The following is a 15,329-nucleotide window of genomic DNA, read 5'->3' as shown; positions in this document are numbered from 1 at the left end:
GTCAGTGCGCTGCGATCCCGGTCCCGATGGGACAGGTCACGCCGGTGCCGCCAATGCCGCAATACCCGTCCGGGTTCTTGGCCAGATATTGCTGGTGATGCTCCTCGGCGTAATAGAACGGCCCGGCCTCGCGGATCTCGGTGGTGACCGCGCCGCGCCCGGCGGCGGCCAGCGCCTCGTTATAAGCGGCCGCGCTTGCTTCGGCGGCGGCGCGCTGGTCTTCATTGGTCCAGTAGATCGCCGAGCGGTACTGGGTGCCGATATCATTTCCCTGGCGCATGCCCTGGGTGGGGTCGTGGCTTTCCCAGAAAGTTTTCAGGAGCGCCTCCAGCGGCAGCTGGCGCGGATCGAAGACCACGCGCACCACCTCGGTATGGCCGGTGCGCCCCGAGCACACTTCCTCATAGGTGGGGTTGGGCGTGATGCCGCCGGCATAGCCCGCCGCCGTGCTGATCACGCCGGGCAGGCGCCAGAACACCCGCTCCACGCCCCAGAAACAGCCCATGGCCAGGATGATCTCCTGCGCCCCGGCGGGAACTTCAGCCTTCAGCGCGCCGCCCAGGGTGAAATGGGTCTGGGCGGTGGGAATCGACTGGAACCGGCCCGGCAGGGCCTTGTCGGCGGGGACCAGGACGGTCTTGAACTCGCTATCGCTGCGCAGGCGCATCAGGGCTCTCCGGAATGCTGGCGCGCACGGGTCCTCGCCTGCGCGCGAGGCTTAAGATAGGGGCGCGCGCAGCCTGCGTCACGGGCGCCGCGCCGCATGGCGCTGCGAAAGGGCCGCAGGGCGGGCGAAAGCGCATGGCGGGCGCGCTTGACCGGCCCGCCAGATCGGCTAGGTTCCGCGCCCTCGACGGTGAGGTGGCCGAGTGGTCGAAGGCGCACGCCTGGAACGCGTGTAGGCGGGAAACCGTCTCGTGGGTTCGAATCCCACCCTCACCGCCAGTTGCAGCTGGCCTATATATAAATTGCTTATACCGCCTTTGGCGAGCGCTGTGTGACGCCGCGTGTGGGCTCTTGTGTAACGCGAGTAGCGTCTCTCGGCGCGGGCCAGGTCTTGGACTTATCAGCTCTGCCCCAAAGTCTTGCTGAAGCGAGCGCGATGGCCGCGTCGCAGGCAGGGATCAGCCATGCCTGGCCGAGCGCCGGGGTGAAGGTGTGTGGAGCAGGGCCGGCCATGGTGGTGATCCTTGCTGGTTGCGGCGGGCGTACGGGCGGAGCTGGATCTTTGATCAGGCCGGGTCCGGCTCAGCGGTCGAGGCGATGCGATTGATAATCGGGCAGTCCGGGCGCTCATCGCCGTCACAGGCCCCGGCCAGAGTTTCCAGCGTGGCGATCATCGCGTTGAGTTCGGCCACGCGGGCGCGCAAATGCCTGAGATGGCCGTCCGTAAGGCGTTTGACATCGGCGCTGGAGCGCGAGCGGTCCTGCCACAGGGCGAGCAGGGCCTTCACGTCAGGCACGGAAAAACCCAGCCGCCGCGCCGCGCTGATAAAGCGCAGCGTGTGGATGTCCTGGGGCGCGTAGACTCGATAGCCGTTGGCCGTGCGCCCCGGCTCGAGCAGGGCGATCTCCTCGTAATAGCGGATCATCTTGCGCGAGATGCCCGAGGCTTTCGCCGCTTCGCCGATATTCATCGCGCCCGCCTCAAATCACGCCGTACATGCGCAGCGGCATCCAGATCGCCATGGCGATCATGATCAGGTTCTCGGTCAGCGAGATGAAGCCCAGCGGCACACGGCTCTCTCCGCCCATGCAGGCGCATTTGAGCTTGCGCCGCTCGATATAGACGGCCCTGAACACCGATACCGCGCCAATCGTGCCGATGAATAGCGCGACCGGGGAGGCGAGCCAGATCAGGCTGCCCGCCAGCATGAGCAGACCCGCGCCAGCTTCCGCAAACGGATAGATGCGTCCATAGGGAACCCAGCGCCGCGCCAGCAGGTCGTAATTGAGGAACATGGTGGCGAAGGCTTCGATATTGGTCAGCTTCTGCAGGCCCAGCAGCACCATGGCGATGGCGATGAAATACTCCACCGTGTGCAAGCTCACGATGGGCGTATCCGATTGCCAGGCGACGGCGAAGGCGAGCAGGGCCGATACCGAGAACAGGGCGATCACCGGCGTGTAGGTCGTTTCCTTCTTCGCCTTCGCGACGCCCAGATGGGTTTCCAGCGCCTCGTACCCGCCAATGCGCTTCCCATCAATGAAGGTCTGCGGCGTGGTCTTCACGCCATGCTCGGCCTTGAACGCGTCCACCGCCTCGCGGCTGGTCAGCAGATTGTCCTCGACCGTGTAGCCCTTGCTGCGCAGGAGATGGCGGCTCTTCAGCCCGTAGGGGCATTTATGCTCGGGCGTTTCCATGCGGTAGAGCGTGGCTGTCTTGCCGGTCATCAAAGGCGTCCTTTCCATGGGCGTTCAGGTGTGGCTGGGGCGCACCGTGAACCTTACCACCATGGGAGGGTCAAGCGCAGGGGGAAGGCCAAAACGGTCCGCTGAGCAGCTTCGCTGCGATCGTGAGGGAAAGCGCCGCCCATCGCGTATTGGTTCACGAGCAAAGACACATCGCAGGTGTTTGACGGATGACATTCCTGAAGATCAGAGGCGCCCTGGCGTCCGGGGTGATTGCGCTGGCGGTTTCGGGATGCGCCAGCTTCGCGCCTGATACCAGCTTTGCAGAACTCTCGGCGCAGGTGGAAGCGCGCACGGGCGCCGCGCCGGGCTGGGCTCGGACCGATGAGGACAGGGCCGAGCTGGACGCCTCGGTCGACCGCCTCCTTGAAGCGCGGGTGGGTATGGATGAGGCTGTGGCCATCGCCTTCCTCAACAGCCCGGCCATCCAGTCCGATCTTGAAGAGCTCGGGATAGCCAGAGCCGCCTTCCTGTCGGCCGTTCTGCCTCCCAATCCGGTCATCGAAGTGGTCCGTGCGGCGCGCGGCAACGAGCTGGAAGTGGATGTCAGCGTGTCCTTGCTGGAGCTGTTGTTCTGGCCTCAGCGCGCACGCGCGGGCGAAGCGGGCATGGCGGCCGCCAGCGCACAGGCGGCCAGCCGTCTGGCCGATGCCGCCTCGCATGTGCGCATCGCCTATGTTGAGTATGTCGCCGCCCGTCAGGCGCTGGATCTCTATGAACAGGCCGAAAGCGCAGGCGAGGCGGCGCGTCTGGCCGCTCAGGCCATCTATGACGCGGGCAATATCGCGCGTGTGGACCTTGACCGGCAGCGCCATTTCGCTGCGCGGATGACAGCCGAACGCATGCGCGCGCAGGGCCGTATTGGTCCGGCGCGTGAGCGGCTGATTGCGGTGCTCGGTCTGGATGAGCGCCAGGCCGGGGCCTTGCAGACCCTGTCTCGCTTGCCCGCCCCGCCTGGCGAGGTGATTGATGCACAGCACGTTGCAGACACCGCCGTGCGGGACAGCTTCTCTGTGGCCGCCGCTGAAGCCCGGCTGCGGGAAGTGGCGGCGCGCCGGGGCGTGCGCAATGTCGAGGCGCTGCTGGGTGATGTGGAGCTGATTGGCGAGTTCGAGCGCCGCGGAGGCTGGTCTGAAGCCTATGGGCTTGGCTTTTCCCTGCCGCTTGATTTTGGCGCGGCCGGACGGTTGCGGACGAGCGCGCAGTTCCGGCAAGCCTGGCGACAGCTCCAGCAGGCGCGCCTCGACAGCCTGACGCAGAGCCGGTCTGCGGCCATGCGCGCCGAGGCGGCCCGTGAACTGGCCCTGTTTCACCGCGACGTGTCGCTGAGGATTTCCGCCGATGTGTTCGACGGCGTCGTGCGCGATTTCAACGCGATGCAGATCGGTATGTTCGAGCTGCTGATGGCCCGGCGCGACCGGGTGGATGCAGGGCGCGACTATGTTCAGGCGGTTGAAGAATACTGGCGCGCACGCGCAGAGCTGGAGCGCCATGTCAGGGTCGCGGATTTAGGACAGTCCAGGCCGCCTCCAGACCGCCAGCCCTCTCGCGCAGGCGCCGCCGCGTCCGAAGAGCATGATCACACACACCGGCATGAAGGACATGATCACTGATGAGCCAGTTCATTCTCAGCCGTCGCGGGGCCCTCGCCGCTGCAGGTCTGGCCGCAGCCGGAGCCAGTCTGGCAGGGGGGCGCGCCAATGCGTCTTCGTCCGCTCCCGGTCCCCATCATGCGCGCAGCGTGGAGCCCGGAGACTATCCACCTGGCGAGCCCGGGGTTCACTACACGCCGGTGATCACGCCCAATGGCTCAACGCTTCCCTTCAGGGTGGTCGGCGGCGTGAAGGTGTTCCACCTGATCGCAGAGGAGCTCGAACATGAGTTCGCGCCGGGCCTGAGGGCGACTTGCTGGGGCTTCAATGGCCAGGTCCATGGCCCCACAATCGAGGCGGTGGAGGGCGACCGGGTCAGGATCTATGTCACCAACCGGCTTCGCGCCGCCACAGCCGTGCACTGGCATGGCCTGATCCTGCCATCGGGAATGGATGGCGTTGGCGGCCTGACACAGCGGCTGATCCGTCCGGGCGAGACGTTCCGGTACGAATTCCCGCTCGTGCAGCACGGAACCCAGATGTATCACGCTCACCATGACGAGATGACCCAGATGGCGATGGGCCTGATGGGCATGTTCGTTATCCACCCGCGCAGACCGGCCTACAGGGTTGACCGTGACTTCGCCCTGATGCTGTCGACCTGGAAAATTCGTCCGGGTGCGCGCCGTCCCGATCCCAACGAGATGACGGATTTCAATGTCCTGACATTCAACGCCAAGGCCTTCCCCGGCACCGATCCGCTGGTGGTGCGGCAGGATCAGAGGGTCAGGATGCGCGTGGCGAACCTGTCCGCCATGGATCACCACCCCTTCCATGTGCACGGCCATACCTTCCAGGTGGTGGGCACGGACGGCGGTGAAATTCCCGAGGCGGGCCGCTGGCCGGAAGCCACGGTGCTGGTGCCGGTGGGCTCCGCCCGGACCATCGAGTTCGTGGCCGACAATCCCGGGGACTGGGCCGTCCATTGCCACATGACCCACCATGTCATGAACCAGATGGGGCACGATATCGAGAATATGGTCGGGGTGGACCAGTCCTCGTTCACGGGCCTGGTGTCCGATCTGGTGCCTGGCTATATGGCCATGGACGGCGACGACATGGCCGCCCACGGCGAGCACGTGGAAATGGGCCATATGCGCATTCCGGAAAACTCCATTCCCATGGTGGGGGCGCAAGGGCCCTTTGATCACATCGGAATGGGCGGGATGGTCACGATCCTGAAAGTACGCCCCGGCATCACCAGTTATGACGATCCGGGCTGGTACAGGGCGCCGGACGGCACCACGGCGCGCGCCGCCACCTCGCAAGAGCTGGCGCGCGACGGCATCCGGACCTGAGCCGGGCGCATTGCCGGTTCAATCGCCGGTATGCCGGGTGGTGGCCGCCGCCAGCGCCTTGCGCGCGCGGTAGAGGCGGTTCTCGACGGCCTTGGCGCTCATGCCGAGCACCGCTCCGGCCTCGGCCATGGTCAGGCCCTCCAGGGCCGTGAGCAGAAGGGGCGCTTTGAGGCCGTGCGGCAGTGCGGCTATGGCGGCGTCCGCCTGTCGTAACGCTTCGCGGTCCAGCAGCACCGCTTCGGGTCCCGCCTGCATTGTGGGCGGGTCAGCAAGATTGTCGGGCAATTGGCCGAGAGCCGTGATGAAGTGGCGCACTTTGCGCCTGCGCCCCATGTCGCGGCATTTGTTCAGCGCAATGGCGCGAAGCCAGACGTCGAACGCCCGGCCGGTTTCGAAGCGCCTGAGCGCCTGCCATGCCGAAATGAAGGTGAGCTGGACGATCTCGAGGGCGTCATCGCCATTACCGCTATAGCGTCTTGCGAAACGGTACAGCCCGTCCTTGTGGCGCTTCATCAGCAGGGAATACGCGCGCTCGTCACCGTCCAGCGCCCGGTGAACGAGGTCTGCATCACTATCCTGGGCGCCGCCGGTCACCAGTCCTGATCTGTCAGAGAGGCGGTGACGGTGGCGTCAAAGTGGACGCGCTGGTCCTCATTGAGGATCTCGCGCACATCCAGAACATAGCGGATGGTTTCCAGCTGCAGCTCCCCCATGGCGTGGTGGAAGTCCTGGATGGCTGCGCGCACATTGTCGTCGAGCTGGTGGTCGGCCTCGATGGCGGCGGCGAGCCGGGCGTTCGCGGCGCGCATTTCGCGCTCCCGGGTCTGACGTTGAGCCGTGTAGCGGGCCTCGATTTCACTGACCTGCGCTCTCTGGTCCGCGGTCAGTCCAAGTTCATTCTGGATGATGCGGTGAAGCGATGGCTCGGGGGCGGCCGATGAGAAAAAATGCGTGGCGCACCAGGCTGCGAACACCCCGGCCAACACAGCCAGCATGAGGCTGATGACCAGATAGAGGCGAAGTTGGGTCATAAGGTCGACCTCGCCAACAGGGTGGACGGCGCCAGCGGGCTGTTGGCGGAGAAGATGGCCATGGCCTGCTCCTCATGCACTGGCGGGGCGCTGAGGAGCGCCGTAGCGAAACCCAGCATCAGGGCCGAGGCGGTGGCCGTGACCGGCAGTGCGCGCAGCCACGCGGTCCGCCTGTTCTCAAGCATGGACTCGATCCGGGACCAGACACGCGCTTCAAGACCGGTCAGGTCGCGGTCCGGAGGCTCTTGTGAGAGCCGTTTCAAGAGATCATCGGGCTGGTTCATGGCAGTCTCCACCTCATACAAGCTGTTACGCGCCTGCTGCAGCGATCCCTCATGGCCTGCGAACTGTATGTCAGCTTCAACGAGCAGGATGTGACAAGGGATGGCGCGTGCTGATGCGTATTGGTCCTGGAAGCGCATTAGCAAGGAGAAAAGCGATGCCCTTGATCAGACTGGCCGCCGCTGCCGCCATCGCCATGGTGATGGCGGGCGCCGCATTCGCGCACACGGTCATGACCCACTCCAATATCCGTGACGGGGATGTGCTGGCGCAAGCGCCGTCATCCTTCGATTTCGGATTCGCCGATCCTGTTGCACTGGCCGGACTTGAACTGGCTGAAGTTGACGGAGACGCGATTGATATCGGCTTCCAGCGCGAGCGCGGGATGCAGGCGGAGTTTTCGGTTGCGCTTCCGTCACTTGAGGATGGCCACTACGTGCTGAACTGGCGCGCTGTAGCGCAAGATGGCCACGTCATGAGAGGCGCCATCAGCTTCCATATCGACGAGGATGCGCCCGCCGGGCACGAGCATGAGCCGGAAAGCGCCGGTGAGCACGGCCACCACCACCATCACCATGATCACGGTGATGAGGGCGCCACGCCCGGCCATGATGATCATGGCCACGGCGCCCATGAGGATTTGGTGGGGCTGATCGAGTCCACACCCGCGGACGGCGCCATTGTCGACAGCGGCCTTGAGCGGATTGAGCTGCGTTTCGACCATCCCATGACGGTGCGGTCGATTCAGCTGTCCACCCTGGCCATGGAGCGCATCCGGGTCGAGTTTGAAGCCTCGGACGAGCCTGTCATGTCTGTCGAGGCGCACATGGAGCCGCTCGATCCCGGCGAGTATGAGCTGAGCTGGCGCGCTGATGGCGGCGACCATGAAATGAGCGGGCTCATCCGGTTTACCGTTCAGTAAAGGCGCTGGAGCATTAAGCAGGTGTGCGTGCGATCAGCCGGCATGGGGCGAGGTTATGCCCAGTACGGCGACGCACGCCACCACGCCCGCGCCCAGACAGGTCTCGGCCAGCACCGCCAGCCGTATCCGCCCGGCAGCCTGACCGGTCAGCTGCTGTGCGAGCGCGGGGGCGAGCATGAAGCGGTTCAGCGCCGCCAGGCCCAGCATCCCGGCGAACAGGGCGAGCTTGACAGCCAGCCAACCGCCATAGGGTGTTTCCAGCATCGCCATGACACGGTCCGGCCCGGCAACCAGTACGGTGTTGGCGCCGCCAGTGATGACCAGCGCGGCGACGGCGGCGCTCCCGATGCCGGAAAAGCGCGACAGGAGCCGGGCTGTGCGCTGGCGGTATTCACGGTTTCCCGCTTGCGCAGCGAACAGCCGCGACAAGAACAGGCCAAGCGCGCCCAGCCACACCGCCGCTGCGATAATGTGCGAAATCGTGGCGGCCTTGTGCAGCCCGCCTTCCCACCCCTCACCGGACGCGGCATGGCCGGTCCAGGCAAAGCTGGCGAGGGCCCCGGCAAGGAGCGCCAGGGCGATCCAGGCCGCGGGCTTTCCACGCAAGGTCAGAAGAGCGGCGAGAGCGAGACCGGCGAGGACGGCGCGCGCAAGGAAACCCAGGGCCGGATCGAAGGTCGTCAGTACGAAATCCGCTCCGTCCGCCGAGAACACCTCATCCCACGAACCCAGCACGGCGTGGGAGAAGACCAGGCCGTTGGCAAGCGCTCCGGCTGCCAGCAGGCCGCAACAGACCGCAAGGAACGCCCGGCTGGCGCGGCCGGGTGTTTCACCAGCCCAGAGCAGGGCGGCGAGACCACCGGCGCCGGTCAGCCCGGCGGCGTATTGCAATGTGCGAACGGTTATCTCCGCAGCGTCCATGATGCCTGCTCCAGCGGTTTTGCATTACCGGGCTATACGCGCCGGAGACCATGTTCACTTCGTCCGGTACGGATGTCGGCCGCACAGGGCTCCAGCAGACTGACCCGCCTTCAATGACAGCAAGGAGAATACGATGACGTTTGTTTCCTTCGGAGCCCGGCTCCTGGCCGCCACGCTTTTCGGCCTCATGACGAGCGCCGGGCACGCCCATGAGGTGGAGATTGTCGGCGATGGCCGTTATCTGGTGATCGTTGGCTTTGTCCAGGAGCCGATCTTCACCGGCGAGCGCAACGGCCTGGACCTGATTATCCGGCCCGCTGGCGAACGCGACGCCATCCCCGGCCTGGAGGACGGGCTGAACGCCGAGCTGATCGCCCCGGATGGCGAGACGCGAAGAGCCTTCGCCATTCGCCCCCAGTACCCGCATCCCGGGCGCTATACCTTTGACGTCATGCTGACGGAGCCCGGGCGCTATCACGTGCGGGTCTGGGGAGAGATTCACGATGTCAGCTTCGACGTCACCTTGCCGCTGGACGAGGTGAAGCCGCTGTCGACGCTGCGCTTTCCCGACTGAGCCGGGGCGCATCCCGGACGCTCGGACCCGGGTGCGGACCGCTTCAAACTGTTTTCCCTTTAACGCTACCCGCGCGGCGGCAATCGCGGTTAGCAGTTTATTTCAAAGCGCAGCACCCCGCCCCCGGCGCGCACCTGGCCAACGCCGGGGCTATGATGAGGCGTGAGGCGAAGCTCCCCGGACGCACGTTCCTGGGTCGAGACGTCCAGCTCGGCGCTGTGTGCGGAGTACCGCTCCAGCACCCGCCAGTTATCATCCATCAATTCCAGCGTTACGTCGGCGCTGCTGGTGTCATAGGAGCCGTCGACGCTGCGCTTTCCCGACTGAGCCGGGGCGCATCCCGGACGCTCGGACCCGGGTGCGGACCGCTTCAAACTGTTTTCCCTTTAACGCTACCCGCGCGGCGGCAATCGCGGTTAGCAGTTTATTTCAAAGCGCAGCACCCCGCCCCCGGCGCGCACCTGGCCAACGCCGGGGCTATGATGAGGCGTGAGGCGAAGCTCCCCGGACGCACGTTCCTGGGTCGAGACGTCCAGCTCGGCGCTGTGTGCGGAGTACCGCTCCAGCACCCGCCAGTTATCATCCATCAATTCCAGCGTTACGTCGGCGCTGCTGGTGTCATAGGAGCCGTCATCATTGCGCCAGTAGCGCACCTGGACCGTATTGAGGTCAGAAGAGGCGGTGAGGCTCCACTCCTCGCCACCGGGAATCGCCCGGCACCGGGCATTATCAAAGCTCAGCGTCTCGCCTTCCCAGCTGGCGGAGGCCGAACCGTTGGAGGAGGCGCTGCCGGACGAAGCGCTCTGGGAACCCTGCTCGCCAGAACAGCCCGCCAGGGCAAGACCGGACAGGGCAGCGGCCGCCACCGCGAAACGGGACTGGATCATGTGAGACATCCTGAATTGCTGTTGTGAACAGTCATCATCGGCGCTGATGGCGGCGTGCGCCACACCCGTTCGGGGGCGTACAGCCGCCAGGCCGCGTCACGCGCTCTCGCGCGCCTGAAAGGCGTCGTGGCGCACAGCGAAGGGCGATACGCCCTGCATCACCATCGCCACCAGCTCGCTCTGCCGGCGCGCGCCGGTCTTTTCGAAGATCCGTTTGAGATAGCCCTTGCCGGTATTCTGCGAGATTCCCCGCTCCCGGCATGCGGCCGCCAGCCCCATACCGCGCACCAGGCTTTCGGCTAGTCCCGCTTCCGCCGGGGTCAGGCAATACAGGCTGGCCAGGCTTTCAGCGTCTGGCCAGACCGTTTCGGGTTGACGGATGATCACCGCCGCTCGCGGCTGACCGCTGTCTTGCGGACCAATGCCCTCGGCCAGCATTTCCAGGGCGCCGCCGCCGGCCACATCCTCAATCCTGAGAAGGCTGCGTTCTCCGGTCAGCGCCGCGTCCAGCGCCGCGCCCAGCGCCTGCATGTCGGCGCCGCGGCGCGCGTTCAGCGATCCCGACGCCCATATCAGGCCGCGATTGGCGTCCGACAGGATCGCCCCCCAGGTTTCGTTGGACAAAAGCACTGTGCGCCGTGGCCCCAGCACCGCGAACCCAAGCCCCAGCATGTCCATCCCCGAGCAGGCGACGCCGTTGGGCAGGGTGATGGGTGAAAAGCCTGACGCCATCATATTCATGGTGCACATGTCCCCTTGTGTGTGGTGGCGGTTTTGGTCCGCGTAAGCGCCGCCTTCATCAATAAGAACGGCGCCGCGCACGCAAAGCGGACATTCGGCTCGCTTTTTTCTTGAGTTCTCCGATGCGGCCCGCGTACAAATGAGCTGGCGGTGCGGGGGCGCGTCAGGAACAAGGCTCTGAATAATGCTGGACTTTGGTGTCGAGCGGCCGCGCGAGGTGACGGCTGCAGCGGACAGGCTGATGCCGGTGCTCTGGAATGAATTGAGGTCAGTGGCCAAGCGGGAACGCCGCCGCGTGAGGGCCGGGCACACCCTTCAGACAACAGCCCTGGTCAGCGAGGCCTGGCTGAAGCTGCGCCGGCGCGAGCATTTTGTCGATGACAGCCATTTCCTGCGCGCTTCGGCCATGGCCATGCGCTGCGCCCTCATTGATCACGCGCGCCAGCGGCTGGCCGCCAAGCGCGGCCAGGGCCGCATCGAAGCCCTGACCGAAGATATCGAACCGTATTGGGAAAGTGATGAGCGCCTGATCGAGCTGGATGAGGCGCTGACCCGGCTGGCGGCCCTCAATCCGCGCCTGGCCGAGGTCGTCGAACTGCGCTTTTTCGGTGGCTATACCGAAGCCCAGATCGGCCACCTTCTTGAGGTCGCCGAAAGAACGGTGCGCCGTGACTGGGTCAAGGCCAAAGCCTGGCTCCACCGCGAAATGACCGCCGGGGAAAACGCTTAACCTTCAAGCCCGTGGCGGGTCCTGATCGTCGCGATGGCCTGCATTTGCATGCCCGCGGCCGGTCCCAGAGCGCCCAGCGCCTCTTCGGCCTCGGCCAGAAGAGTCTCCGCCCGGGCGATATGACCCTCGTCCGCCAGCGTGCGCGCCAGTGCGATGGCGACGATGGAGCTGGCGGGCCCGGGCGCGCCGGTGGCTTCCAGAATCGCGTCATAGGCCTGGCCGGCGATCAGAAGGGCCTGCTCCGGGTCACCGGTCGCCGCCTTGGCTTCGCTGTGACCGGCCACAGCCGCAGCATAGGCAAAGCTCGTCAGTCCGGCATGTTCGCGCGCCATGCTCACCGCTTCACGCAAGTGCGGCAGCGCCTCATCAGCCCGGTCGAGATTGATCAGGGTCTTGCCGTAATTATTGAGCACCGCGGCCGTGGTGGCCGAGGGGCCATAGGCCGCCCGGCGGATCTCCACGATCTCGCGGAATAACGGCTCTGCGGCGGCATGATCGCCGGACAGAACCTGGACGGCAGCCAGATTGTTCAAGGTATTCAGGGCGTCCGGCCCGTCGGCCAGCCCGGTGGCGCGCCAGACCGCCAGCGCTTCGCGCAGTGAGGCGGCTGCGTCTTCCATGCGCCCGGCGGAAAACAGCATGACGCCCAGATCATTATGGACGACGCCGGTCATCCGGTCGGTCTCCCCGCTCAGGGCGATCCGGTCCGGCACGGTGCGCTCGAGCAAGGCGACAGCCTCCGGCAAACGCCCGCGGTCACGCAAGATGCGCGCTTCGACCAGCCGGCTGTCCACCAGCCTGCGGCGCCACTGGCGTGAATCGCTCTGCCAGAAAGCCTGCGCCTGGGCCAGCAAGGGCTCGGCCTCATCGGGACCGACTGTGCGCAAAAGGACCTGAGCGAGGTCATAGCGCGCCGACGCGAGCAGGGCCGGGTCGAGATAATCGGCCTCCACCAATTGCCGCAATAACGGCCCGGCGGCCTCATAATCATTGAGATAGAAATAGAGTTCGGCCAGGGCGTGCATGACCTGCCCGCCCCGCTCGGGATCAGCCGCAAACAGATCGCCCACTTGTGCGGCGGCGGCCTCCAGGATTTCCCGGGCGCTGGCGCTGGTGCCGCCTGAGACATCCGCGCCATCGCGCAGCATGAAGAAGAGATAATGCTGCACGGCCTCCAGCCGGGCCTGTTCGCTTTGCGCCCAGTCCCGCTCGATCCGGGCCTCGCGGGCCTGCCAGAGCGAAGCGCTGAGCCCGCCCACCAGGGAGATGACGAGCGCAGCGGCGGCCGCCGCTTGCCAGCGGTGGCGCTTGATATACCGGCCCAGCACATATCCCCGCTCGGAGGCGCGGGCGGCCACGGGACGCCCCTTCAGGGCCGCGCGCAGATCCTCGCAGAAACTGTTGACCGTGGGGTAGCGTCCGGCGGGTTGTTTGGCGAGCGCACGCGCAAGCACATGGTCGAGATCGCGCAAGAGCGACTTGTCCCGTCTGGTGAAACGCTGGGCGGGCAGGCGCGCAGGCGGTTCCTCCATCGCGCGGCGCAACGCCACCGGCAAGGGGTCATCACTCAGACGCAGCGGCGGATGACCAGCCAGCAGCGCATACAGGGTCGCGGCCAGGCCATAGACATCACTGGCCGTGGTGGCGGGCTGTCCCTCCAGCAATTCAGGGGCGGCATAGTCCAGGGACAGCGGCGCGGACTGGCCCTTGTCCGCACTGGCCAGGCGCGCCACGCCAAAATCGATCACCCGGGCGCGCCCGCCCGCATCAATCATGATGTTGGACGGTTTGACATCGCGGTGAACGATCAGCTTGTCATGGGCGTAGGCCAGGGCCTCGCCCGCCTGCAGCATCTTCTCAACGATCAGGCGCGCCGGGGCCTTGGACCGGGAGGCCCAAGCATCGGCCGAAGCGCCTTCGGCCAGCTCCATCACCATCCAGGGCCGGCCCTGTGCGGTCACCCCGCCATCCAGCAGCCGGGCGATATTGGGATGCTCAAGCCGGGCCAGATAGCGCCGTTCGCTCTCGAACAGCGCTGTATCTTCAGACGGGCCGGGGCGCATGACCTTCAGGGCGGCGGTCTGTTCATAAAGCCCATCCGCCCGGTCGACCTTGTAGACATCGCCCATCCCGCCCCGGCCTACCAGAGAGGCGATGCGCCAGGCGCCCAGCTTCTGCCCCTGCGTCAGCAGCGGCTCGGCCGGCGCATCCTCGGTTTCCAGGAAATCCTGCGCGTGTCCGGCTGAGGCCAGAAGCGAGAGAACCTCTTCAAGAATGGCCGGATCATCGGTTTGAGACTGTACAAAACCAGCGCGTTCGCCTTCCTCAAGCTCCAGTGCAGCATCAAACAGGGCCTCGATTCTGGGCCAATCAACTCGTTGATCCATAAAGCGCGCTCTTGAAGGTTTTCAGGCGGATACTTCCGATCTTAGCGGCGCGCAGCGCAGCGCGCCAAGCCTGTAAATTACGCCTTGACAGTCCGCCCTGCCGTTTGAGCCCGTTCAGGTCTAGGCTCTGGTCTGAAGGGGCGTTGACTGACCTTCCTGACAGGCTGGCAAGACAGGAGAGAGCCATGATCCAGACAAGCTTGATAGCGGCCATCATCGCCACGGGCGCAAACGCCGTTGGCTGGGGGGCGGAACCGCTGACGCCCCAGGCCGATTTCCGCATGATCACCCAGATCCAGGACCAAAGCAGCGGCATGACGATGGAGGCCGAGCTGCGCCATTCCAATGGCCGTTTCCGTATGGAAACTCAGTTTCAGGGCCAGGATGCGGTGGTTCTCATCGATCCTGCATCCACCACGGTCACCATCCTGATGAGTATGAGCGGAATGCGCCTGGCCATGGACGTGGCTGCCGATGACAGCGGGTTTGACATTCCCGTAGCCGATGACCGGCTGGGTGAGCCGGTGGGTACAGACATTGTGGCCGGTGAGCCTTGCACGCTCTACCGCTTTGAGACCGAAGACGCGTCTGGCGGCGAAGCCCTGGGCTGCCTGACCGATGATTACATCGTGCTGCGCGTGTCTGTGCCCGATGAGGGCGCCGTGTTTGAGGCCCGCGAGTTCGAGCGGGCTGAGCAGGAGGACCGCTGGTTTGTGGTGCCGCAGGGCTATCAGCGCATGTCCATGGGCGCGATGGGCGCCTTCCCCCGCTAGCCGGACGGGCAAGCGCCAGCGCAGATACGGCTGCGCTGGCGCGAACCGGCCCTAGCGGAAGCGTCCCGGGAGGACGATCGCGCCCGGATTGACGGGCGCATCAAAACGCTCCCCGGCAGGAACAAAGAAGACGACCAGCGCATGACCGTCACGCCCGGCATGACGGCTTGCCGCACGCGCTGCGCGCTGGGCTTCAGACACGCCTGAAATCGTATCGCTGCGTCCCAGGAAGTGATCGCCGGGGAAGAAGTGATCGCCGGGGAAGAAGTGTGAACCCGGGAAAAAATGGTCGCCCGGGAAGAAGTGGTCGCCCGGAAAACTCTGGGCATAACCTCCATCGCGGCCAATGCGGATATCCTGAGCGGCGCGGCCCACGATCTGTCCAGAACCATCGACGATATAGGCCAGCACGGTCCCGGCTTGCGCCCCCCCGAAGCGGGCGTGGCGGGCGAACCACTCACCGGTCTGCGCCGCTGTGGCGCCGCGCTCGGCATGGGCGCGGGCAAAGTGCTGATAATCGCGCTCGGATATCTCAAGCGTCAGATCCACGGTTCTTTGCGCCACCGCCTGGGGCGCGCTCATCACGGCCGCCAGCGCCAGGGCCATCAGGCTGATCATGGCGAATACGGTCCGGTGCGCCAGGCGGGTAAAATCACGTTGGATGACAGGCATGGTTCCAGCTCCCTTGAAGGTTTGGCTGCGGGCATGAGGCGCGGCTG

18 protein-coding genes and 1 tRNA gene are annotated in these 15,329 nt (G+C 65.6%); 7 read left to right on the top strand and 12 right to left on the bottom strand.

The features are described 5' to 3' along the window. Window position 1: 1 nt before the first annotated feature. Window positions 2-667, bottom strand: a complete 666-nt coding sequence (msrA, locus tag F1654_RS05495; protein WP_150022463.1) for a peptide-methionine (S)-S-oxide reductase MsrA — start codon at window positions 665-667, stop codon at window positions 2-4. A gap of 188 nt (window positions 668-855) precedes the next feature. Between msrA and F1654_RS05490 the strand changes: the two genes are divergently transcribed. After that, a tRNA-Ser gene (locus F1654_RS05490) sits at window positions 856-945 on the top strand. A 287-nt stretch (window positions 946-1,232) separates the two neighbouring features. Here F1654_RS05490 and cueR read toward each other — a convergent pair. Beyond that, on the bottom strand, window positions 1,233-1,637 hold the full coding sequence (gene cueR, locus F1654_RS05485; RefSeq protein WP_150022462.1) for a Cu(I)-responsive transcriptional regulator: 405 nt from the start codon (window positions 1,635-1,637) through the stop codon (window positions 1,233-1,235). A gap of 10 nt (window positions 1,638-1,647) precedes the next feature. Beyond that, complete coding sequence (locus F1654_RS05480) at window positions 1,648-2,394, bottom strand: MauE/DoxX family redox-associated membrane protein (RefSeq protein WP_150022461.1); 747 nt, start codon at window positions 2,392-2,394, stop codon at window positions 1,648-1,650. Between the two features lie 188 nt (window positions 2,395-2,582). On the opposite strand from F1654_RS05480, the gene F1654_RS05475 reads away from it, so the two are divergent. Both F1654_RS05475 and F1654_RS05470 read left to right on the top strand, forming a co-directional pair. Next, the gene (locus tag F1654_RS05475) at window positions 2,583-4,025 is read left to right on the top strand and encodes a TolC family protein (RefSeq protein ID WP_150022460.1); all 1,443 of its coding nucleotides are present in this window, start codon (window positions 2,583-2,585) and stop codon (window positions 4,023-4,025) included. Then, complete coding sequence (locus F1654_RS05470) at window positions 4,025-5,362, top strand: multicopper oxidase family protein (protein ID WP_150022459.1); 1,338 nt, start codon at window positions 4,025-4,027, stop codon at window positions 5,360-5,362. The genes F1654_RS05475 and F1654_RS05470 overlap by 1 nt, the downstream gene beginning before the upstream one ends. Window positions 5,363-5,380: 18 nt before the next feature. Here the strand turns inward: F1654_RS05470 and F1654_RS05465 are convergent, their stop codons facing one another. Genes F1654_RS05465 through F1654_RS05455 form a run of 3 tightly spaced genes read right to left on the bottom strand, consistent with a single transcriptional unit; the run spans window position 5,381 to window position 6,677 of the window. Then, window positions 5,381-5,956 carry an RNA polymerase sigma factor gene (locus F1654_RS05465; RefSeq protein ID WP_233205137.1) on the bottom strand — a complete coding sequence of 192 codons (576 nt, stop codon included), beginning with the start codon at window positions 5,954-5,956 and terminating at the stop codon, window positions 5,381-5,383. After that, complete coding sequence (locus tag F1654_RS05460; RefSeq protein ID WP_150022458.1) at window positions 5,953-6,393, bottom strand: Spy/CpxP family protein refolding chaperone; 441 nt, start codon at window positions 6,391-6,393, stop codon at window positions 5,953-5,955. The genes F1654_RS05465 and F1654_RS05460 overlap by 4 nt, the downstream gene beginning before the upstream one ends. Then, entirely contained in the window at window positions 6,390-6,677 is a 288-nt protein-coding gene (locus tag F1654_RS05455) for a hypothetical protein (protein ID WP_150022457.1), read from the bottom strand. The genes F1654_RS05460 and F1654_RS05455 overlap by 4 nt, the downstream gene beginning before the upstream one ends. 155 nt (window positions 6,678-6,832) lie before the next feature. Between F1654_RS05455 and F1654_RS05450 the strand changes: the two genes are divergently transcribed. Further along, window positions 6,833-7,597 carry a copper resistance CopC family protein gene (locus tag F1654_RS05450; RefSeq protein WP_199200462.1) on the top strand — a complete coding sequence of 255 codons (765 nt, stop codon included), beginning with the start codon at window positions 6,833-6,835 and terminating at the stop codon, window positions 7,595-7,597. A gap of 33 nt (window positions 7,598-7,630) precedes the next feature. Here the strand turns inward: F1654_RS05450 and F1654_RS05445 are convergent, their stop codons facing one another. Continuing rightward, window positions 7,631-8,518 carry a CopD family protein gene (locus tag F1654_RS05445; protein WP_150022455.1) on the bottom strand — a complete coding sequence of 296 codons (888 nt, stop codon included), beginning with the start codon at window positions 8,516-8,518 and terminating at the stop codon, window positions 7,631-7,633. A 133-nt stretch (window positions 8,519-8,651) separates the two neighbouring features. On the opposite strand from F1654_RS05445, the gene F1654_RS05440 reads away from it, so the two are divergent. Continuing rightward, the gene (locus F1654_RS05440) at window positions 8,652-9,092 is read left to right on the top strand and encodes a hypothetical protein (RefSeq protein WP_150022454.1); all 441 of its coding nucleotides are present in this window, start codon (window positions 8,652-8,654) and stop codon (window positions 9,090-9,092) included. Between the two features lie 89 nt (window positions 9,093-9,181). Here F1654_RS05440 and F1654_RS05435 read toward each other — a convergent pair whose 3' ends face one another. From F1654_RS05435 to F1654_RS05425, 3 genes are all read right to left on the bottom strand, one after another. Then, window positions 9,182-9,466, bottom strand: coding sequence for a hypothetical protein (locus F1654_RS05435; RefSeq protein WP_150022453.1), 285 nt, complete (start codon window positions 9,464-9,466; stop codon window positions 9,182-9,184). A 42-nt stretch (window positions 9,467-9,508) separates the two neighbouring features. Then, the gene (locus F1654_RS05430) at window positions 9,509-9,979 is read right to left on the bottom strand and encodes a hypothetical protein (protein WP_150022452.1); all 471 of its coding nucleotides are present in this window, start codon (window positions 9,977-9,979) and stop codon (window positions 9,509-9,511) included. 96 nt (window positions 9,980-10,075) lie between these two features. Further along, window positions 10,076-10,720, bottom strand: a complete 645-nt coding sequence (locus tag F1654_RS05425) for a helix-turn-helix transcriptional regulator (RefSeq protein ID WP_150022451.1) — start codon at window positions 10,718-10,720, stop codon at window positions 10,076-10,078. Window positions 10,721-10,904: 184 nt separating this feature from the next. On the opposite strand from F1654_RS05425, the gene F1654_RS05420 reads away from it, so the two are divergent. Further along, window positions 10,905-11,450, top strand: a complete 546-nt coding sequence (locus F1654_RS05420) for an ECF-type sigma factor (RefSeq protein ID WP_150022450.1) — start codon at window positions 10,905-10,907, stop codon at window positions 11,448-11,450. On the opposite strand, the gene F1654_RS05415 is transcribed toward F1654_RS05420, so the two are convergent. Beyond that, complete coding sequence (locus F1654_RS05415) at window positions 11,447-13,837, bottom strand: serine/threonine-protein kinase (protein ID WP_150022449.1); 2,391 nt, start codon at window positions 13,835-13,837, stop codon at window positions 11,447-11,449. The genes F1654_RS05420 and F1654_RS05415 overlap by 4 nt on opposite strands. A 185-nt stretch (window positions 13,838-14,022) precedes the next feature. Here F1654_RS05415 and F1654_RS05410 point away from each other — a divergent pair, with 185 nt between their 5' ends. After that, window positions 14,023-14,610, top strand: a complete 588-nt coding sequence (locus F1654_RS05410) for a hypothetical protein (protein ID WP_150022448.1) — start codon at window positions 14,023-14,025, stop codon at window positions 14,608-14,610. 51 nt (window positions 14,611-14,661) lie between these two features. On the opposite strand, the gene F1654_RS05405 is transcribed toward F1654_RS05410, so the two are convergent. After that, entirely contained in the window at window positions 14,662-15,282 is a 621-nt protein-coding gene (locus F1654_RS05405) for a hypothetical protein (protein WP_150022447.1), read from the bottom strand. Between the last annotated feature and the right edge of the window lie 47 nt (window positions 15,283-15,329).

The sequence above is a fragment of the Alkalicaulis satelles genome, assembly GCF_008630495.1.
Taxonomy (GTDB): Bacteria; Pseudomonadota; Alphaproteobacteria; order Caulobacterales; family Maricaulaceae; genus Oceanicaulis; species Oceanicaulis satelles.
The sequence above is the reverse complement of the archived record's forward strand: the minus strand, read 5'-3'. Positions and strand labels throughout refer to the sequence as shown.